Annotated in this window: 20 protein-coding genes; all 20 read left to right on the top strand. The window is 35.6% G+C overall.

The features are described from left to right. Positions 1–2 precede the first annotated feature (2 nt). The 20 genes from WFH39_RS07370 to WFH39_RS07275 all read left to right on the top strand — a co-directional run bounded on the left by WFH39_RS07370 (position 3) and on the right by WFH39_RS07275 (position 17,370). A complete protein-coding gene (locus tag WFH39_RS07370; RefSeq protein ID WP_336689380.1) occupies positions 3–299 on the top strand; it encodes a hypothetical protein in 297 nt (98 codons plus the stop codon). Further along, entirely contained in the window at positions 277–1,617 is a 1,341-nt protein-coding gene (locus WFH39_RS07365) for a hypothetical protein (protein ID WP_336689379.1), read from the top strand. Before WFH39_RS07370 ends, WFH39_RS07365 begins: the two co-directional genes overlap by 23 nt. Continuing rightward, positions 1,617–2,534 (top strand): DUF6712 family protein, encoded by a 918-nt coding sequence (locus WFH39_RS07360; protein ID WP_336689378.1) that lies wholly within the window; start codon positions 1,617–1,619, stop codon positions 2,532–2,534. Before WFH39_RS07365 ends, WFH39_RS07360 begins: the two co-directional genes overlap by 1 nt. Continuing rightward, the gene (locus WFH39_RS07355; protein ID WP_336689377.1) at positions 2,531–3,379 is read left to right on the top strand and encodes a hypothetical protein; all 849 of its coding nucleotides are present in this window, start codon (positions 2,531–2,533) and stop codon (positions 3,377–3,379) included. Before WFH39_RS07360 ends, WFH39_RS07355 begins: the two co-directional genes overlap by 4 nt. Further along, the gene (locus WFH39_RS07350) at positions 3,360–3,800 is read left to right on the top strand and encodes a hypothetical protein (protein ID WP_336689376.1); all 441 of its coding nucleotides are present in this window, start codon (positions 3,360–3,362) and stop codon (positions 3,798–3,800) included. The genes WFH39_RS07355 and WFH39_RS07350 overlap by 20 nt, the downstream gene beginning before the upstream one ends. A 2-nt stretch (positions 3,801–3,802) precedes the next feature. Further along, positions 3,803–4,225 carry a hypothetical protein gene (locus WFH39_RS07345; RefSeq protein ID WP_336689375.1) on the top strand — a complete coding sequence of 141 codons (423 nt, stop codon included), beginning with the start codon at positions 3,803–3,805 and terminating at the stop codon, positions 4,223–4,225. Between the two features lie 52 nt (positions 4,226–4,277). Next, positions 4,278–5,105: a hypothetical protein gene (locus WFH39_RS07340; protein WP_336689374.1), complete on the top strand. Its 828-nt coding sequence runs from the start codon at positions 4,278–4,280 to the stop codon at positions 5,103–5,105. A gap of 16 nt (positions 5,106–5,121) precedes the next feature. Further along, positions 5,122–5,655 carry a DUF4468 domain-containing protein gene (locus WFH39_RS07335; RefSeq protein WP_336689373.1) on the top strand — a complete coding sequence of 178 codons (534 nt, stop codon included), beginning with the start codon at positions 5,122–5,124 and terminating at the stop codon, positions 5,653–5,655. 23 nt (positions 5,656–5,678) lie between these two features. Next, a complete protein-coding gene (locus WFH39_RS07330) occupies positions 5,679–6,185 on the top strand; it encodes a DUF4468 domain-containing protein (protein ID WP_336689372.1) in 507 nt (168 codons plus the stop codon). A 218-nt stretch (positions 6,186–6,403) separates the two neighbouring features. Then, on the top strand, positions 6,404–6,721 hold the full coding sequence (locus WFH39_RS07325) for a hypothetical protein (protein WP_336689371.1): 318 nt from the start codon (positions 6,404–6,406) through the stop codon (positions 6,719–6,721). After that, a complete protein-coding gene (locus tag WFH39_RS07320) occupies positions 6,702–6,956 on the top strand; it encodes a hypothetical protein (protein ID WP_336689370.1) in 255 nt (84 codons plus the stop codon). The genes WFH39_RS07325 and WFH39_RS07320 overlap by 20 nt, the downstream gene beginning before the upstream one ends. Before the next feature lie 85 nt (positions 6,957–7,041). Beyond that, positions 7,042–7,863 (top strand): hypothetical protein, encoded by an 822-nt coding sequence (locus WFH39_RS07315; protein ID WP_336689369.1) that lies wholly within the window; start codon positions 7,042–7,044, stop codon positions 7,861–7,863. Positions 7,864–7,867: 4 nt separating this feature from the next. After that, a complete protein-coding gene (locus tag WFH39_RS07310; RefSeq protein ID WP_336689368.1) occupies positions 7,868–8,122 on the top strand; it encodes a hypothetical protein in 255 nt (84 codons plus the stop codon). Between the two features lie 33 nt (positions 8,123–8,155). Further along, positions 8,156–8,338, top strand: a complete 183-nt coding sequence (locus WFH39_RS07305) for a hypothetical protein (protein WP_336689367.1) — start codon at positions 8,156–8,158, stop codon at positions 8,336–8,338. A 7-nt stretch (positions 8,339–8,345) separates the two neighbouring features. Next, a complete protein-coding gene (locus WFH39_RS07300) occupies positions 8,346–8,672 on the top strand; it encodes a hypothetical protein (protein ID WP_336689366.1) in 327 nt (108 codons plus the stop codon). Next, positions 8,653–9,294: a hypothetical protein gene (locus WFH39_RS07295; protein WP_336689365.1), complete on the top strand. Its 642-nt coding sequence runs from the start codon at positions 8,653–8,655 to the stop codon at positions 9,292–9,294. The genes WFH39_RS07300 and WFH39_RS07295 overlap by 20 nt, the downstream gene beginning before the upstream one ends. Continuing rightward, positions 9,269–10,981: a hypothetical protein gene (locus tag WFH39_RS07290; RefSeq protein ID WP_336689364.1), complete on the top strand. Its 1,713-nt coding sequence runs from the start codon at positions 9,269–9,271 to the stop codon at positions 10,979–10,981. Before WFH39_RS07295 ends, WFH39_RS07290 begins: the two co-directional genes overlap by 26 nt. A 92-nt stretch (positions 10,982–11,073) precedes the next feature. Next, positions 11,074–11,841: a GLPGLI family protein gene (locus WFH39_RS07285; protein WP_336689363.1), complete on the top strand. Its 768-nt coding sequence runs from the start codon at positions 11,074–11,076 to the stop codon at positions 11,839–11,841. 37 nt (positions 11,842–11,878) lie between these two features. After that, the gene (locus WFH39_RS07280) at positions 11,879–12,163 is read left to right on the top strand and encodes a hypothetical protein (protein WP_336689362.1); all 285 of its coding nucleotides are present in this window, start codon (positions 11,879–11,881) and stop codon (positions 12,161–12,163) included. 602 nt (positions 12,164–12,765) lie between these two features. Next, positions 12,766–17,370, top strand: coding sequence for a phage tail tape measure protein (locus tag WFH39_RS07275; RefSeq protein WP_336689361.1), 4,605 nt, complete (start codon positions 12,766–12,768; stop codon positions 17,368–17,370).

Below are 17,370 nucleotides of genomic sequence, written 5' to 3'. Positions count from 1 at the left end.
TTATGGAAGAGATAAATATATATGATGCTCTTCGCTTGATGAGAAAGCTTTCTGCAGAAAATTTTCCTGTTTCCTTCAGCTTTATTTCGTGTGACAGATCCCGTAAAATTTCCGGTGGTTTGATAAAAGTTAAAAATGGAATATTAACCAAGGGAATGCCGAACAGCAAATCTAAATATGCGAAGAATCTTATAGCTTATGAAAATACGGATACTGGCGAAAGAAAACAGTTTTGGCTTCCTCTGTTAATGACAGTTAATAATTATAAAATTACCCATGATAGAATTCTTAGGAGATGATGCGATTGTAAACGGGCAGAGTGCCTTTACTTTTGAAGTAATAGATAAAAAAAGACAGCAGAATGATCCGTACTTTTCTATGGATGTTTTTTCTCCTTCAGTTTTCCAGACTACTTATGGAGACTGGAAAGTTTTTCCTTATGGTGAAAATAATGATCTTCCACTTCAGATCCGGAATATTGTCTATTCCAATTCTATTGCTCCAGGTATCTTAAATAAAAAAACAGGAATGAACTGGGGAAAAGGTCCTAAGCTTTATGAAGAAAAATTTGATGAAAAAGGATTACTTTTCCGAGAATATAAATCAGATCCGGAGATTCAAGCCTGGCTTGATACCTGGGATTATGAAGGATATTTAGCAAAATGTACAACCGACTTTTCACATATTGAAAGTTATTTTACAAAAGTGGTTCAGAACCGTGCGTGGAGAATTGGCAGAGCTCCGAGAATAAAATTACTTGAACATGTTTCTCCTGATCGGAAACCACTTGTAGCCGGAAAGCAATACACACCGACGCATATTTTATTAGCCAGAGAAAATGAGCCTCAGACTTATGATGCTTTTCCCTTTTTTGACAAATACGATCCGTTTAGATATCCGCTGAGCATGAAGTATTCGAATTTATATACATTCGCTTCTTCATTCTTCAGTATTCCTCATATTTTGGGATCAATTCCGTGGATTATTCAGTCTACGAATGTTCCCAAATTTTTGGCTGCATTGAGTAAAAATTCAATCAACATTAAATATCATATCACTTCACCGAAAGAATTTTGGGACCAAAAACGTGACGAAATTAAAGATGAATGTACCGATAAGAATATTGATTTTAAAGAATCCATGTTTAAAAGTTTTAAGCGCAAAATGCTTAAATCCATCGAAAAGGTTTTGTCCGGGTTGGAAAATACAGGAAAGTTTTGGCATTCTGAGCAGGTTTTGGTAATAGAAGGAATGAACATTATAGAAATGGGTTGGAAAATTACGGTTATCGACCAAAAAATGCAGGATACGGTAAATGCTCAGATCGCAATTGCTAATAAAGCCGATAAATCTACAGCAACCGGAGTTGGTGTACATAATGCAATTGGGAATATTTCAGAATCGGGAAGCAATTCCGGATCCGAGCAGTATTACGCACTTAATAATTATCTGCAAACAGGAATTGATATGCCTGAAATGGTGATTATGGAAGTAATCAATGCTGCAATAAAGGCAAATTTTCCAAATAAAAAACTTAAAATGGGATTATATCATGACGAAACAAAACGCCAGGAAGATGTCTCACAAAGTCAAAGAAACTTAATAGCTCCCAGATAATGAAAATGTTATTTAAACAGGAAAATTTTTCACAGGATTTTAAAAAAACTGTCGGAATTGTAGATGCAGATCTCTCATGGGATAAGATACGTCCCTCTCTTGAGTTAGCGACAGACGATATCATTGAAATCATCGGTCTGGATAATTATGATCTGATCTCCGGAGACATTATCCCGGAAAGTTTTCAGCGTTTTTCAGAACTGGTAAGATTTGCTATTGCTTTTAAATCATATATTCTATACGCGCCCACGGGAGATCTGGCAATGACTAACAAAGGCAGAACTATGAGACGTGATGATTATGAAGTAGGAGCTTTCGAATGGCAGATCGCAAATCACAACGAATCTCTGGAAAGATTTTTTTATCGTCACATGAATCTGCTTTTAAAATTCATGGTCAAGAATAATTTAAGTATTAATCTTGAGAAATTTCAGCATAACAATTTAATTGTTCCAACGCTCGCAGATTTTGAGAAACATTTCGGACTCAATGATTCTTATTTTTTATACTTAAATCTTTTGCCAGGATTACGAGAGTTTGAAGAACTGGAACTGCTTCCGCGTATCGGTTTGGAACTCTACGAAAATAGAGATGTTCTGAAGCTAAAAACTGTTCTCTTTAATTATTCTCAAAAAGCAGCAGTCTATTATTCGATAGAGTGGGGTTTGAAGCATCTGGATATTCAGATGTTTCCAAAATCTACTTTCAGAACCACGGAAGTTGCAGGTTCGGATAAATCAAACAGATCTACCGGAATTCTTCCGGCAGAATTTGCTCTGGTTTTTGAAAAAGATGCAAAACGATACATGAAAAAAATGGAAGCAGAAATGTCTTCCTTCAGACAGACATTACCAACGGAAGAATTCAGACTTCCGGATCTTGATTTTAATGATGACGATAATTTTGTAAGTACATGATTGCAATAGAAATACCTCACAAGAAAAAATATCTCTACATGCCGGAAGAGCTGGCTGAGTGCGACGGGCAGCAATACAGGGATTTTGCAAAACTTCTTTTCCTTGCTAAAGAAGGAAAGTTAAGTTTCAGAGATATGAAGATCTGGGCGGTCTATAAACTTTTAAACTTGAAGAGATCCAAAAAACAAAATCCTGAAAAGCTTGCGAACATTATTCAGTTATCATCTTATATCAATAGGTTTTTCGAAATGGATGAAGAGCAGAATATTGTAAATATTAAATTAGATTTTACAAAAAATCATAATCCTGTTTACAGGCTCTTCTGGAAATATTACGGTCCTGAAGATAATTTTGCGGATGTTACTTTTGCACAGTATTGCGATGGCTTAGATGAATATCTTTATTACTCGAATACAGGTGATATCAAAGCGTTGCGCATGCTCTTCTGCATATTTCATTTGAGAAAAGGGGAGACGTATAGTTATAAAAAAGCCAGGCTGAGATCTCAGCATACTTTAAAGTTTGTTGATGTCAGATATCTATACGGTTTTTATCTGTTTTTCTCTTCCATGCAGACGTATGTTTTAGGCGGTGAAATTGATGTGATGGGAAACACTATCGATCTTTCGATTATTTATAAATCAGACGATAAATTTCAAAGTGAGATCCCCGGAACCGGATTACGAAACACAATATCCGATCTGGCAGAAAGCCAGGTTTTCGGACCATACAACTCGGTTCGGGAAACAAACATGTGGCTGGTTCTGGTAAGACTGTATGAACTGAAGAAAAAAGAACTCGACGAAAAAGCAAGAACTAAAAACAATGACTCCACTAGAGCTTAAGGAACTTTTATCAGAAATAAAATCTGAAATTCCGGAAATAAACAGAACGATATCGCTTATTGATGATTCAGATTTGGCTGACTTTGCAGCGGATATGGGAACTTCCGATAATATGGCGTTGGTTGGTATTATCCCTTCTTATCAGCATTCAGGGGAAATAGGAAAATTCAAAATGCTTCCTATATTCCAACTTCAGGTCATAGAAAAAACGGATTATTCGGCACTCAATAATGATGAGTTTGTTTTACTCTATCAAAGAACTTTAGTTGTTATTGAAAAGGTGCGCGATTTTCTTATTGATAAAGTCGAAGATGGATGTTATCCTACGCTTAGTAATTTAGATATTACCGGGCTTGTAATAGATCCGGTAAAGAAGGTATCCCAGTGTAATGGTTGGGCGTTGGATATTATAACTGAATAATTATGTCATTGCTAAATCGAAGGAATTCCGATATCGGAGTAATTGAAGGGCTCTTCATCCAGAAAACTCTTCAGGATCAGGCAAAAGTGATGATGGCAGATACTGCTAAAGAAATGAAGGGTTTTGCGAATGCTGCGTGGAATAAAAGGACGATGACGGTTTCCGGAGATACGCTTACATATACTCATAATATCAATGTACGTTTTATTGATATGAAATCTAAAAGAGCCAGAAGAGGATATAATCCATCTACAAAGAAAATGCGTGCGGGTAGAAATCAGAAAAAATCTTTACCAATTCACAATAAACCTCTTTTCCGGCACAAAAAATATCTGCAAAGACAGCTTGCTTTCGGATTCTCGGATGAAGTGAAAGCAATTTTCGAAAAGATGGCAAAAGAAAATAACCTTCTAAAAGGACAATAAAACCAGCAAACTTATGCTGGTTTTTTTTTATTACTTTTGAAAAAATTTAACCATGAAAAAGCTATTTTTAATTCTATTGCTCTGTCCGTTTTTAGTATTTAGTCAGGCAGAAAAGGATACCATTGTTGCTGCAACAAATCTTTCCTTATTGGGTAAGTCATTGGTATACACAGATTATTCCAGCCAGACCTGCTTTACAAAAGGTGATTATATTCAGGGAATTAACGAAAATGATATTCTTTATATAAGTGATATCTACAAATGTAAGTCAACATACCGGGAAGACGAGTACTTCCTCAAAGTTCATTTTGCAGATAAGGTAGGATATGTAGAAGCAGAACCGGATAAGATACTCCTTTTTGATCATGAAAATATTTCGGTTTCGGTTTTTTATGAAAAATATCAAAGGTTATCCGAAAGCCAGAAAAATATAATGCAGTCTTACACTCCGAAACTTTCATTATACACCTCGGAGGGTAAAAAGTCTGAACTTTTCAGTTATTTAAGAACTTTTGAGAAATATGGTATCGCTATTATTAATGCAAATCCTACGGAAGGATATTCAACAACAGGAGCTGAATTCAAAATTTTGAATGTATCAAAAAAAACAATAAAGTATATTACATTCACTTATTACGGTCAAAATCCTGTAAGGGACAAAGTTGGTACTAATAAAACAAGCCGGGGAATAGGACCGGTTGAAAGTTTTGCAAAAGGTTCCTGGAAGTTTGATATGGTATGGCTTACAGATATCGTGGAATATCTTAAGCTGGTCAGTATCCAAATTCAGTATATGGATGGGAAAATTAAGACGATTCCCTTCACCCAGAGTCTTTGGATAGATGAAGATAAACTCTATGAACTGGAAAGCCTATTATAATTTAAAATATATAACTATGAAAAAACTATTTTTAATTTTTTTATTACTTAATTGTGTATTGCTTTCTGCACAAAACACGGAGCCGGTAAAGTATTCTGAGGTTGTAAAAGTTGACTCTACTTTATCCGCAAAAACTCTTTATTCCAATGCAAAAATTTGGTTTGTTAATTCATTTAAAAATTCAAAAGAAGTTATTGTTTTAGATGATTCTGAAAATAAAATGATTTTGGGTAAAGCAAATATGAAATTCAATAGTAACATATTTGTTGGCTCAGGAGCACGCGAAGGATGGATATCTTTTGATATATCAATCGCGTGTAAAGACGGAAGATATAAGTATGATTTTACAAACTTTATACATAAAGGTAATTCTGTGAATATTGGACTGATTACAACCGATGAAATACTACCTGCATTGCCCGGTCCAACAAATCATAAGATAAAAGTTTCCAAAGAAGTTCGAGAGGTAATTAATTCTAAGATATTGCCATTGATAGATCAACTTAAAAAAACGATGAATAAAAATGTTTCTACAAAGGAAGACTGGTAGAAAATATAAATAAACTAATACCTATGAAAAAACTATTTTCAACTTTCATTCTATTTTTAGCCGTGACGCTAAATTCACAAATAAAAGTCACAGCTGCTCCTGAAGAACTCATGTTATCGGAAAATGTGATCAAGATAGACAGTTTGACTTCTGATCAGATTTATAAAAATTCCATCAAATGGGTTAATCGTACTTTTAAAAATCCGGATATTGTTTTAAAATCTCAAATTCCGGGGGAATTAGTAAGGATTCATTCTGTTTGGAAAATACCGTCTAAAGGTGTTTTCGGAAATACAATTTTACAATTATCGTACTCAATGCAGGTCGATATAAAAGATGGAAGGGTTAGAATAACCGTCAATGACTTGAAAGGTGTTGACCGATTTGTTTACAGTGCCTGTTTTAGAGGTTCAGGAGAAAAACGTCAAACAAATGAATCTCAAAGGTTTTTTAATGATATTGAAACTTATACTGCTGATTTTTTAAACAATTTTATAGAATCATTAAAAGGTAAAAAAGAAGAATGGTAGGAATTTCCCTATCTTTTTTTTGTTTCAAACCAAAAACTTTATATCTTTGTAGTGCTACATCATCGTGAGAAATCACAACAATTTATCGATTAGAGTAAATTCTATATAATTTGCTTCCCAACAGGAGAGACCGAAAGGTCTACATCGTTTCTTACGGTGGTGTAGCAACTCCTTGCGGGGAGCTTTATTTTTTGGATTTAACTTTTAAAAATATTGTTATGCTACACACAATCAATTTAGAAGATACTCCATCATTTATGGATATTTTCCGTTTTGCCGGCGAACAGGCAGCCAAAGGTTTTACAGCAGATAAAACCGAAAAAATAGATACCCCATGCGAATTCTTTCGCAAGAATAAACTGAGTTCTTTTAGATTAAGAACCTTGAAAAACGGAAGTGTAAGATTATCTGTTATCACATCTTCAGGCGCTGAGCATTATGCAATTCATAATAATTTTGTGTTAGCATATATACGATTGGTACGTTCTTATAGTTCACTTACAAAACAACCTAATCATGAAAGATGTACACACTGAGGAAAATCGTGAAGAAAAACAACTGATTACCATTATCAAAAGATTATTTATTGGATATTCTCCGGAAGAAATTGAAGATATGATATTTCATGTCTTCGAGGATGCCAATTTGCAGTCCGGCGATCTCTGTAAAGAAGAAAAACAAATGAGATCTGAGTTTCATATTGCAAGCAGATCTATCCTGCGCATTTTATATAAGAACCCGAGTCTGCTCAAGAAAATAACGAATCTGTAATTTTTTAAGTCCGCAATTGTTGCGGGCTTTTTTAATGTAACAAAGCAATTGCCTGCAATTGCGAACATTTGCATTAAAAAATAATATGAATGAAAACGTATTAAAATATCTTGTTGCGGAGATTGCCAATCCTCAGGAAGATTATAATCAGGGTCTTGCTTTACTGATGCAGAATCCGGGATCAAGACACTCCGTAAGATCTTACAACAATAAAGGCTACACAAAGCAGGGGCTGGAGAATCTGAGATATGATATCAAAAAAGCTTTCGGAATTAAGGATGCAGATATTCGTAAATTCAGAGAAGAGCTTATCACACCTATTCTGGTAGAAAGAACTCTGGAAGGATTTATGGAAGAAAACAGGGATAAGGTAACTGAGCTTCTGAAAGAACTTCCTGAAGAACCGCAAAAGGGAATGAAGCTTTACGGGAAATATACTTTCCTGAGATCGAAAGATTGTCCTAAAGAATTTAAAATTTTGGTAGGTGATGCCATCACTGCATTCGAAAATTACAAGGCAGGTCACGAGGAATTGTTCCAGAAAGTTGCAGCGCTTGCAGATCCGGAACTGGACGAAAACGAAATCTTCGAAATTGCTAACCAGGTTCTTGAAGATTTTGAAATGAACAGAGAAATCCATGCAGAGCTTCAGCATTACGAGGATACCGGAACTATTCTTGGAAAACATGAGATTTTTGAAGATTATAATCTGGATCTGGAAATATCAAAACTTTCTCCGGTAGATCTTGCAACAAGAGGTAATAATCTGAAATCTTATATCTCTAAAACCAACAAGATCATTAATACCAGTAAAGATCCGGAAGAAATTGAGGCTGCAAAAATTCGTTTAGCGAAACTTAAGAATGAAAAGACTTTGGTAGAGAAATATCTTAAATCTAAAAAATAATAATATGAAATTTTCGAATTTATTTTGGTTACGCTTTTCTAAATGGTTTAGTACGATCTTAACCTATTGCTGGTTTGCTTTAATCTCTCTTTATGGTTATCTGGATGATAAATTTTGGGAAAATGATCGTGTTAATTTGATGATCGTTGGGTTCTCCTTTGTAATTGTATTCTTATCGAATATTCATTCTGTAATAATAGATTTATTTATTAAGGCTGAACTTCAAGAAGATCATGAGAGTACAGAAGAAATTGTATAAAAACGACTTTTTATAAGTTAAAAAAATAAAACCATGAATCATAAATTTTTCAGCATTAAAGAGCTAAAGGAGTCTTTGGAAAATGAGCCGGTTTGTGAAAATAACCCGATCATCGAGATTTCTCTGGCGATGCTTAAAAGTATGAGCAGAATAAAGAAACCGGAACCTAAAAAAGGACCGGTTTTCTTTTCTTATAAAAATATTAATATGAACTGATTTCAGGATGAGAGATTATGAAGTGAGATTTTCTCAGGAACAGCTGGAGGAATTGGAAGATCTTTCCGGTGCCGGATATTGCATAGATAAAATCGCGATGTATTTTGATGTTCCTAAAAAGAAAATGCGCACAGAGTATCAAATGGAAGATTCTTGGGTGAGATATCATTATGACCGCGGTATTTTACTGGTAGATGCAAAAGCAGGAATTGAACTGTCGAAAAGCGCATCCGGAGGAAATGTGACAGCAATACAGCAACTGGCAAAACTTCGTAACTCACAAAATCTTCAGGAACTCAGAAAAAGGATAATGTATGGCGAAGAGATTGACTGATTATAACCTTGATGATCTTTACAAGTGGATCGAATCCGGACAGAGTAGCTCTGCTCCGGCTGAATTCATTGATTATGTGAATTTGCTTGAGAAGATCTACCGCATGATGAACCGTATCGATTTGTATGGCTCCAAAGAATCTATTATCAAGCATCTTGTAAATTTTGAAGAATCTCTCAAGGGAAATCGTATAAAGGCTATTGATCTGTATAATGAAGCATTTGAATATTTCAATGCAGATACGAAAATTTCCAAAAAAGCATGGAGAAATTATTATGCCTCTAAGCTGGATCAGGATTATGAGATGGCAAGAGCGGTTTCAGAAAATGCTTCCGATTTTGAGAAAGCTTCCAGAATTGCAGACAAAGCGTATAAATTTCGTCAGCTTGATCAGGAAGATCCGCCGGAGCTTCCAAGAGAAATGTTCAATAAACCGATTAAGGTGTACACCATGGATATGGATCAGTTCGAAGTTGGAAATGAAAATCTTACTGAGATCGAAAACTGGATCGACGAAAATACTAAAGAACTTTCGCCGAAAGCGATTGACAGAATCAAGCAGGAAGCGATGATTTTACCGATTAAAATTTTTGATGATGAACAGACAGACGGTCCGAATTGATTCACTCTCTGTCTACGAAGATGTTGAAGTAAGGTATTCTAGTTGGCTCAAAATGATCACCGATCTCATGGAACCGCAAAACCTTTTTCTTGTACTGGGAAGAGGAACCGGAAAAACTACAGACTATCTTTCTGAGAGATTAATGAATATTTGCTATGAAATGCCTCATAGCTATATTGCATTGGTTGGTAATACGTATACCAATCTTCTTAAAAATGTAGTTCCGGCAATTATAGAAGGCTGGAACCGTAAAGGCTGGGTAGAAGGAATTCATTATGTTGTCGATCAGCCGCCTCCGGATCACTTCAAAAAACCTTACAAAACGCCGTACGAGTATAAGCATACGATTTCCACTTTTACCGGAAATTTTTTCAATTATATCTCCATGGATACGCCAAGTTCCGGAGCCGGTAACTCTTACCAGCATCTTGCCGGTGATGAAACAAAGTACCTGGAGAAAAGCCGAATCGACCGGTTATTCCCTGCACTTCGTGGAGATGCCACAATGTTTGCAAAATCTCCGTATTACCTTGGCGTTACTTTTACCACGGATTATCCGAATATTATTATGCCGGGAGAATATGACTGGATCCTGGATAAAGAGAAAGAAATGAAGCTGCAGCAGATTAAATATCTTTTGCAGATTTCCCTTGAACTGAATAAACTGACCGCCGGAGCGATCCGCGCGGCAAAAAAAAGAAACAAAAAATTACTTGCGACACTTCAGAACAAAATAAAAAAGCTTTCGGTTCTGAAGACCAGACTGCGAATTGGTTCTACATTCTTTTACAAAGCATCATCATTTGTAAATGTCAATGTTCTGCGTCTGGATTTTTTCAAAACTGCGCTGGCTGCTCTCGGAGAAATTGAATTTAATACATCCGTATTATCTCAGGCTCCTCAGGTAGAAGCCGGACAGCGTTTTTATCTTGCTTTTGACAGCCGTCATATTTACGAAGACGGAATTATCAAAGAAAATTACTTCAGATATAAAACCGGAGATAATGCGGAAACATTTTCGACGGATCTTAAATATTGCCTGGACGATAGAGTCTTGGAAATCGGTGCCGATTTTGGAAATATGATTTCCATGGTAGTCGGGCAAACTCAGGGAAATACAATTCGGGTACTGAAAAATTTCTTTACAGTCAATCAGAAAACAGAAAAGATCTGCGAACGCTTCCTGAAGTTTTTCGCACACCACAAGAAAAAAATAATTGATCTTTACTTCGACAGATCTGCCAATGCTTACGAAGATGTTGGACGTGACTGGGCGAATGAGATGAAAAAATTTCTCGAAACGTGGCCGGACGGAACTCCCACCGGATGGACTGTAAATCTGAAATCGCGAAACCAAGGGAATATCGAGCAGGATCTTGAATTCAAATTCATGAAAGCGATGATGAACGAAAATTATAGGGAATTACCAAAATTATTGATTGATAAATACCAATGCCGTCAACTGATATCTTCGATGAATGTGGCGAAACAGATCGTGAAGAAAAATCGTAAAGGAGTTTCCAAAATTTACAAGGATAAATCTTCTGAAAAGCTGCCGAAAGAAAAGCTTCCAATGTTCTCAACGAATATGTCTGATGCGCTGAAATATCTGCTTTGCCGTCGTCCATGGTTAAGAGTCTATCAAAATAAAAGATCTACGTTTTCCGGTAAGGAATCTGACGAGTAATTTTTGGTAAAAAATAAATAAAATTACGGATTCCCATAATAGAGAATAATCAAATTTTTGTATTATTGTTTCTGATTATGATTCTTTTACCTATGAGAAAAATTCTTTTTGTATTTATAATACTAAATATTTTATCTGTTTCCGGACAAAATAAAGCTGTAATCGAGGTTAACTATGAGACAAAAATGATTTCAGACAGTTTAAACAGAAACAAAGTAAATATTTATGTTTCCACATTATTGTGTAATAATGTCGAGTCAATTTATTTCAGTCGCGAAGCTAAAGCATTCTTTAACGGAAATGCTACTCAGACTATAAATACTAGCTATGGTGCTATACCAAAATATCCTAAATCTGTTGGAAGCGTTCATAAAACCAAAGATAAAATGCTTGTTTCGTTACCGATCGGAAAATACATTTTTACATACGAAGAACCGGAATTAAAATGGGAAATTCTTAATGAGACCAAAGATATTAAAGGTTTTAAAAGCAGATTGGCTAGAACCACTTTAGACACAGGAGATACTTATTTTGCTTGGTTTACAAATGATATTTCAATTCCTGATGGTCCCTTTCGATTTAAAGGGCTTTCAGGATTGGTTCTGGAGGTTTACAATAAAAATAAAACTATTGAAATTTATGCAACTGATGTAAAAAAATCTGAAGAGATTTTAGAACCATTAAATTATGGAAATTTTGTAAGAACGAAGACGAAGCAACAATTTTTGGAGGCAAGAAAAAATTATATTGATAATCCGTCTATGTATAATGGTGGAATAAAAGTTATTGATGCCAATGGTAACGACAGAACAAAGGTAATGTCAGACCGTTTGAAAACTATGAATACTTTTCTTGATTAGAAAAATTCTTTTTATATAACAATCAAAATTTTCAACTATGAAAAAATTATTTTTAGTGGGAGCATTAGCTCTATCAGCTTTTACATTTGCCAATACTAAAGAAGTAAAGCAAGAGGTAAAACATGAGAAAACAACTGAAGTTAAGGAGCTAACGAAAGAACAAAAAAAAGCTTTGGCTTTAATCAGATGGTGGTCTGTGGCATATACAAACGCCTGTGGTACTATTAACACCATTTTTTTCCAGTCCGACAACCAAGATGCAAGTCCGGAATTCATTAGGGAATTAGCTTATGCTGTTAATTCTACTTATGATATTTGTTAATCACTCTTAAAAGAACTCAAAAAAGCACCTTTCATTAGAGGTGCTTTTATTTTTTTGGAAATCTTAATTTTTTCTTCAAATTTTCCTGCAACCTCAATAATTTATTCTTTTACAGTCCATTCGATTTAGCAACTTTTTATAAAGTTGCACTTTTTTTATTAATTTTTCTGGTGAAAATTAGATTGAAAATTACTATTTATCAACTATTTATATTCTTAATAAAGCAGTTGTCAATAAATAAAATCACAGAAAAGAAGATTAATTTTAATCATTACAAATAATCAATTTTTATCAGTAAAAAGTACAAAAATAACGGTAAAATTTTAATTAAAATTTTATAAAACGCTGAAATTCTGATTTCTAACCTTCTTAAATTTAGTTTTAGAGCATTTTTTACAGTTCGAGGCCGACGCCGCCAAGAATCGTAATCGCAGTTGCAGGGCTCAAATCGCTGGAAATATGGTTCTGTAGCTCCATTTTTGGCTCAAATTGCTTAAAACTACACTTTAATTATAGCTTATTTACGCTTATTTAGTTATCGTGCAACTTTTTGATGTAACGTCCTTTGATGCCCTGTCAGGGTATTATTGCCATAAAAAACGATGGCTAAAACCATATCAGATGAGATATTAAAGCTTAAGATCATTGTGAATAGTGATGAGTCTCAAAAGCGTGTGCTGGATCTTGAGACCGCCAATCAATCATTAGGGACTAAGCTCAAGCAATTGAATCAGCAGGAAAAGGAGTTAGACAAACAGAGAAAGGCTGAGGAGAAGTCTCTTAAGGCTTTAACAGACAGGCTCAATAAGCATAATGAAAAACTAACATTATCTGTATCTAATACCGTACAGGAGGTGCAGGCATTACGTTCTAAACAGCAGGCTTATGCTCAGGGAACAAAGGAATACGAGAGAATTGAAAAACAGATTGAACGGGTAAAGACAAAAGCTGAAGAAGGCTCAAAGGCAATTCATGAAGAGATTACTCAACTTACAGAGCAACAGGGTAAGTTTCAGGAAAGCTTTAACAAAGCATCTGCTGAATATAAGAATCTGCGTAAGGAGATTGAGGCTACTAAAGATGCCATCGCAGATAATAAGACAAAGATTGATGATGAGATAAAATCAATGGATATTATGAATATGACCATTGATCAGCTTACTCGCAGGGCTAATGATCTTAAAGAAGCAATGAAGCATATGGTAGAAGGTGAGACTCTGGATAAGACCAGGGATGAGCTTCAGGCTATCAATGATCGGGTTGCTGAGTTGAACAATGGACCTGAAGAATCAGGCTTCTTAGATCAATTCAACGAATATATTGGTGTTATTGCTGCTGCTGTAGCATCAGTCGCAGGATTCCTAATGAAAATGCAGGAGATCGTCGATATGAATAATGAATTGGTTGATGCTCAGACGGCAGTGGCAAAAACTACTGGGATGACTACCCAAGAAGTAAAAGAACTTACTGAGGCTTATACACAGTTTGACACCCGGACAGGTAAATTAGATCTCTTGAAGATTGCAGAGGTAGGAGGTAGATTAGGAGTTGCAAAAGCGGAAATTCAGGATTTTACCCGTGAAGTTGATAAAGCGTATGTTGCTCTAGGAGATTCATTTTCCGGAGGAGTAGAAGCTGTGGCAGAAAAGATCGGAAAAATAAAGGGTTTATTTAAAGAAACCAAAGATCTTGACTTCGCAACCGCTCTTAATCAAATTGGATCGGGACTTAATGAACTGGGAGCCGAAGGAGCGGCTTCAGAAGAAAATATGTCGGATTTTGCACTAAGAGTTGGTCAGCTTCCGGAGAAATTAAAGCCTACGATTGCTGAAACTTTGGCGTTGGGGGGTGCTTTTGAGGAAAGCGGTATCGATGCGGAAAGAGCTTCTTCCGGTTATTCGGCATTTGTGCGTACCGCAGCTAAAGAAGCTGCCGGATTTGCAAAAGTAATGCACTTAACGCAGTCTGAAGTAGAGAGGTTGATTAACGAAGATCCTTTACAGTTTTTCTTAAAATTCTCTGAAGGAGCAAAAGGTCTGGATCCTGTAAAATTAGCCCAAATTCTGGATGGTTTAAAGCTTAATTCTAATGAAGTTATATCAATTATTGGGGCAGCGTCCGAAAATACAGATGCCTTCCGGAAATCTATCGAATCTTCTAATATTGCGATCAGTGAAGCTACATCATTGCAGGAAGAATTTGACAAAGTAAATACTAATGCATCTGCCATCTATGATAAGCTGAAAAAGAAATGGAATGAGATCTATACAAGTGAAAAGGTAGCAGCAGTACTTAATTGGATTATTCAGACCATTGGAAAAATGTTGGGCGTTGTAGAAGATACTACCGGAGGTGTTACGAGATTCAGAGAAGGATTATTATTTCTTATTAAAATACTTACTATTGCTACCGTTGCGATTGTATCATATAATACTGCGCTTGCCTTATCTGAACTTACCCTCGCTAAGCTTAAAGAAAGGCTATTGGCTTATACAATTGTTCAGAAGGCACAAAATCTATATACTCAAACTTCTACCACTTTACAAAATTTATGGAATTTGTCAATCGGATACAGTCAGTTGGCAATCGGAAAACTTACCGGAGCAACTAATTTACAGGCTGCTGCACAAAAACGTTTGGATGCTGTAACGAAATCAAGTCCATGGGGTGCTATTGTTGCATTGGTAATGGCTGCTGTTACTGCTTATCTGTTATTTAAAGATAGTATTGAGGAGGCTAGGGAAGCAGAAAAAAAGAGATATGTGGAATCTCATAGATATCAGAGTGATCTTGAAATGATGGTTCAGAAAGGAAAAACTGCTGTACAGGAATACACTGACAGTGTAGATAATCTGATAAGTGTTTTGAAAGACGAAAATTCTACTCAAAATATCCGTAAACAGTCTTATGAAGCCTTAATTAAACTACATCCGGAATTTATGGGTACTGTAGATAAAGAGTATAGGGCTACAGCAAAATTAGCAGAAGTTTATGGCGAACTGGCTCGCCAAATTGATATTTCTGCCCGCGTAAAAGCAAGATCTGAAGCAAAGAAAAGCCTGTATAATGAAAATGCAAGTTTGGAGCTTGAATACATCAAAGGGGCTGCGGCACGCGAAAAAGAACAAAGAGATCGGAATGATTTAAGAAAGAAATATAGTTACAGTGCCGAAAGAGGAAATAGTGCGGTATATATGTTTGGAAGCTTTGAAGAACATAACAAAGGTGCTGAGATCATTAACAAAATTAACGCCAATAATAAAGTTCTGCAACAATATAATGAAGCAGAAAAAAAGCGAATTTCTTTCTTACAGGAGGCTATTAAAACGGCAAAAGGAGCAAGAAAAAAAGAACTTGAAATCGAATTATATGGTCTTCTTGGTATGACAGGTCAGGAAGGTTCTTCCAGTACTTCTAATTATACTCCTTTACCTGAAAAAAAGAAAAAAACTAAAAAAACAGATGCCGAAAAAGAAGCTGATCGAAAAGAACGTGAATACAAAGCAATGCGAGAGAAAATTCTTGAAAATCAGGAAAATTATGATCAGAAAGAACTAGAATTAGAGGCTCAAAAGCAATCTGCTCTTGCCGCAAAACAAAAAGAAGGCTACACCAAAGAACTGGCGACAATAATCTCCGAAAGTGAGAAAAAACTTGCTGAGCTTGAAAAGCAAAAATATCGACAATCTGATTTTGATGACATTGATAAAATCATTGCGCGTGAAAAAGATGCTGTAAAGAAAAAATTTACTGAAATTAAGGCACAATGGATTGAAAGTAATAATTTATTAGATGCTACCATCGTCGCTGAGAAAGAAAAAACAAATAATCAGCTATTATTGGTTGATCAGAAATATTTGCAGCAAAATTTTGAAAAACAGCAGGAGTTTTTCCAGGAGTCACAGAATTTAATTACACGTCAGCAAAATAGCACAATTGCAGAATACGATACTGTTGAAAAACAGAAAAAATTTTTGGAAAGTCAGGGATATTCTCAGTCTACCTTAAATCTTATTACCAATTGGGAGGAAGGCAAATCTCAGATCGAAAAATACTACCAAAAGAAAAGGCTTGAAGAACAGGTTGCCTTTTTACAAGAGCAGGTTAAGACTTTTGAGCTTTTAGCCGAAATGTATCCGGAATATCTTACGGATGAACAAATTCAGAAGATGGAGGCTTACAGAGATACTATTGCATCTCTTATGGCTGAAATTGCGGGAATTAAAAAAACTGAAGATAAAAAGTTAGGTGGAAAGCTAGAATCATTTGGTGGTGGTAATGCGGATATGTTTGGTATGACTGCCGATCAATGGAAAGCTCTATTTACCAATACCGATAATCTTTCGGAGAAAATTCAAAAAGTAGGAGCTGCATTAACTGTAGCGCGAGAAATGTTCAGTGAATATTCAAATTTTGTTCAGGCTCGCGAACAGAAAATGCTTGCTCAAATGGAAGCTGCTAGTGATAAGAAAAAAAGAAAGCTAAAATCTGAATTGGATGCCGGAATTATATCTCAGGAAACATACAAAAAAGAAACAGAATTAATTGATACTGATTTAGATAGAAAAAAAGCTGAATTAGAGTATAAAGCAGCTAAGCGTCAAAGGGCAATGCAAATCGCTCAAGCAATTTCAGGAGTAGCCATGATGGTTATCAATGCTGCTCAGACTCAGCCTTTTTTTCCCCTTGGACTTGTTATGACGGGAGTTGCTGCTGCATTAGGAGCTTTTCAAATTGCAACAATTTTAAATACTCCTCTTCCTGCTGCCCCCGGTGCAGAAGATGGTTTTTATCCGGTTTTGCGAAGCCAAGATAATAAGCTTTTTAAAGCGCGTAAAAGGACTTCCAAAACTGGAGTTTACGATGAACCAACCATGTTGGTTGGTGAAGCAGGAGCTACAATGCCGGAACTGGTAGTTTCCGGAAAAACCATGAAGAAAATAGATCCGGAAATCCAAAGAGTATATATGAATGAAATCCGAAGAGTAGAAGGTTTCGAAGAAGGACTCTATCCTAAAGTTACAAGCTCCGGAAATGATGAAATGCTCATCAAGCTGATGGATCTTATCAAGGAAAATACTGAAGCTACGCGGGAACTCAGAAAATACGGAGTAAAAGGAATCTTTGAAAAAACGGCAAGAACAGGCAAGGATATCAAAGATATGACCGATGAATATGAAGATTTACGAACTAAAAACCAACATTAA

This window comes from Chryseobacterium sp. MMO-72 (assembly GCF_037146035.1).
GTDB lineage: Bacteria > Bacteroidota > Bacteroidia > Flavobacteriales > Weeksellaceae > Chryseobacterium > Chryseobacterium indicum.
The sequence above is the reverse complement of the archived record's forward strand: the minus strand, read 5'-3'. Positions and strand labels throughout refer to the sequence as shown.

Bases quoted from the DNA above. Each gene is read 5' to 3' on its own strand.
- WFH39_RS07370 (WP_336689380.1), top strand. From the start codon at position 3: ATGGAAGAGATAAATATATATGATGCTCTTCGCTTGATGAGAAAGCTT.
- WFH39_RS07365 (WP_336689379.1), top strand. From the start codon at position 277: ATGATAGAATTCTTAGGAGATGATGCGATTGTAAACGGGCAGAGTGCC.
- WFH39_RS07360 (WP_336689378.1), top strand. From the start codon at position 1,617: ATGAAAATGTTATTTAAACAGGAAAATTTTTCACAGGATTTTAAAAAA.
- WFH39_RS07355 (WP_336689377.1), top strand. From the start codon at position 2,531: ATGATTGCAATAGAAATACCTCACAAGAAAAAATATCTCTACATGCCG.
- WFH39_RS07350 (WP_336689376.1), top strand. From the start codon at position 3,360: ATGACTCCACTAGAGCTTAAGGAACTTTTATCAGAAATAAAATCTGAA.
- WFH39_RS07345 (WP_336689375.1), top strand. From the start codon at position 3,803: ATGTCATTGCTAAATCGAAGGAATTCCGATATCGGAGTAATTGAAGGG.
- WFH39_RS07340 (WP_336689374.1), top strand. From the start codon at position 4,278: ATGAAAAAGCTATTTTTAATTCTATTGCTCTGTCCGTTTTTAGTATTT.
- WFH39_RS07335 (WP_336689373.1), top strand. From the start codon at position 5,122: ATGAAAAAACTATTTTTAATTTTTTTATTACTTAATTGTGTATTGCTT.
- WFH39_RS07330 (WP_336689372.1), top strand. From the start codon at position 5,679: ATGAAAAAACTATTTTCAACTTTCATTCTATTTTTAGCCGTGACGCTA.
- WFH39_RS07325 (WP_336689371.1), top strand. From the start codon at position 6,404: ATGCTACACACAATCAATTTAGAAGATACTCCATCATTTATGGATATT.
- WFH39_RS07320 (WP_336689370.1), top strand. From the start codon at position 6,702: ATGAAAGATGTACACACTGAGGAAAATCGTGAAGAAAAACAACTGATT.
- WFH39_RS07315 (WP_336689369.1), top strand. From the start codon at position 7,042: ATGAATGAAAACGTATTAAAATATCTTGTTGCGGAGATTGCCAATCCT.
- WFH39_RS07310 (WP_336689368.1), top strand. From the start codon at position 7,868: ATGAAATTTTCGAATTTATTTTGGTTACGCTTTTCTAAATGGTTTAGT.
- WFH39_RS07305 (WP_336689367.1), top strand. From the start codon at position 8,156: ATGAATCATAAATTTTTCAGCATTAAAGAGCTAAAGGAGTCTTTGGAA.
- WFH39_RS07300 (WP_336689366.1), top strand. From the start codon at position 8,346: ATGAGAGATTATGAAGTGAGATTTTCTCAGGAACAGCTGGAGGAATTG.
- WFH39_RS07295 (WP_336689365.1), top strand. From the start codon at position 8,653: ATGGCGAAGAGATTGACTGATTATAACCTTGATGATCTTTACAAGTGG.
- WFH39_RS07290 (WP_336689364.1), top strand. From the start codon at position 9,269: ATGAACAGACAGACGGTCCGAATTGATTCACTCTCTGTCTACGAAGAT.
- WFH39_RS07285 (WP_336689363.1), top strand. From the start codon at position 11,074: ATGAGAAAAATTCTTTTTGTATTTATAATACTAAATATTTTATCTGTT.
- WFH39_RS07280 (WP_336689362.1), top strand. From the start codon at position 11,879: ATGAAAAAATTATTTTTAGTGGGAGCATTAGCTCTATCAGCTTTTACA.
- WFH39_RS07275 (WP_336689361.1), top strand. From the start codon at position 12,766: ATGGCTAAAACCATATCAGATGAGATATTAAAGCTTAAGATCATTGTG.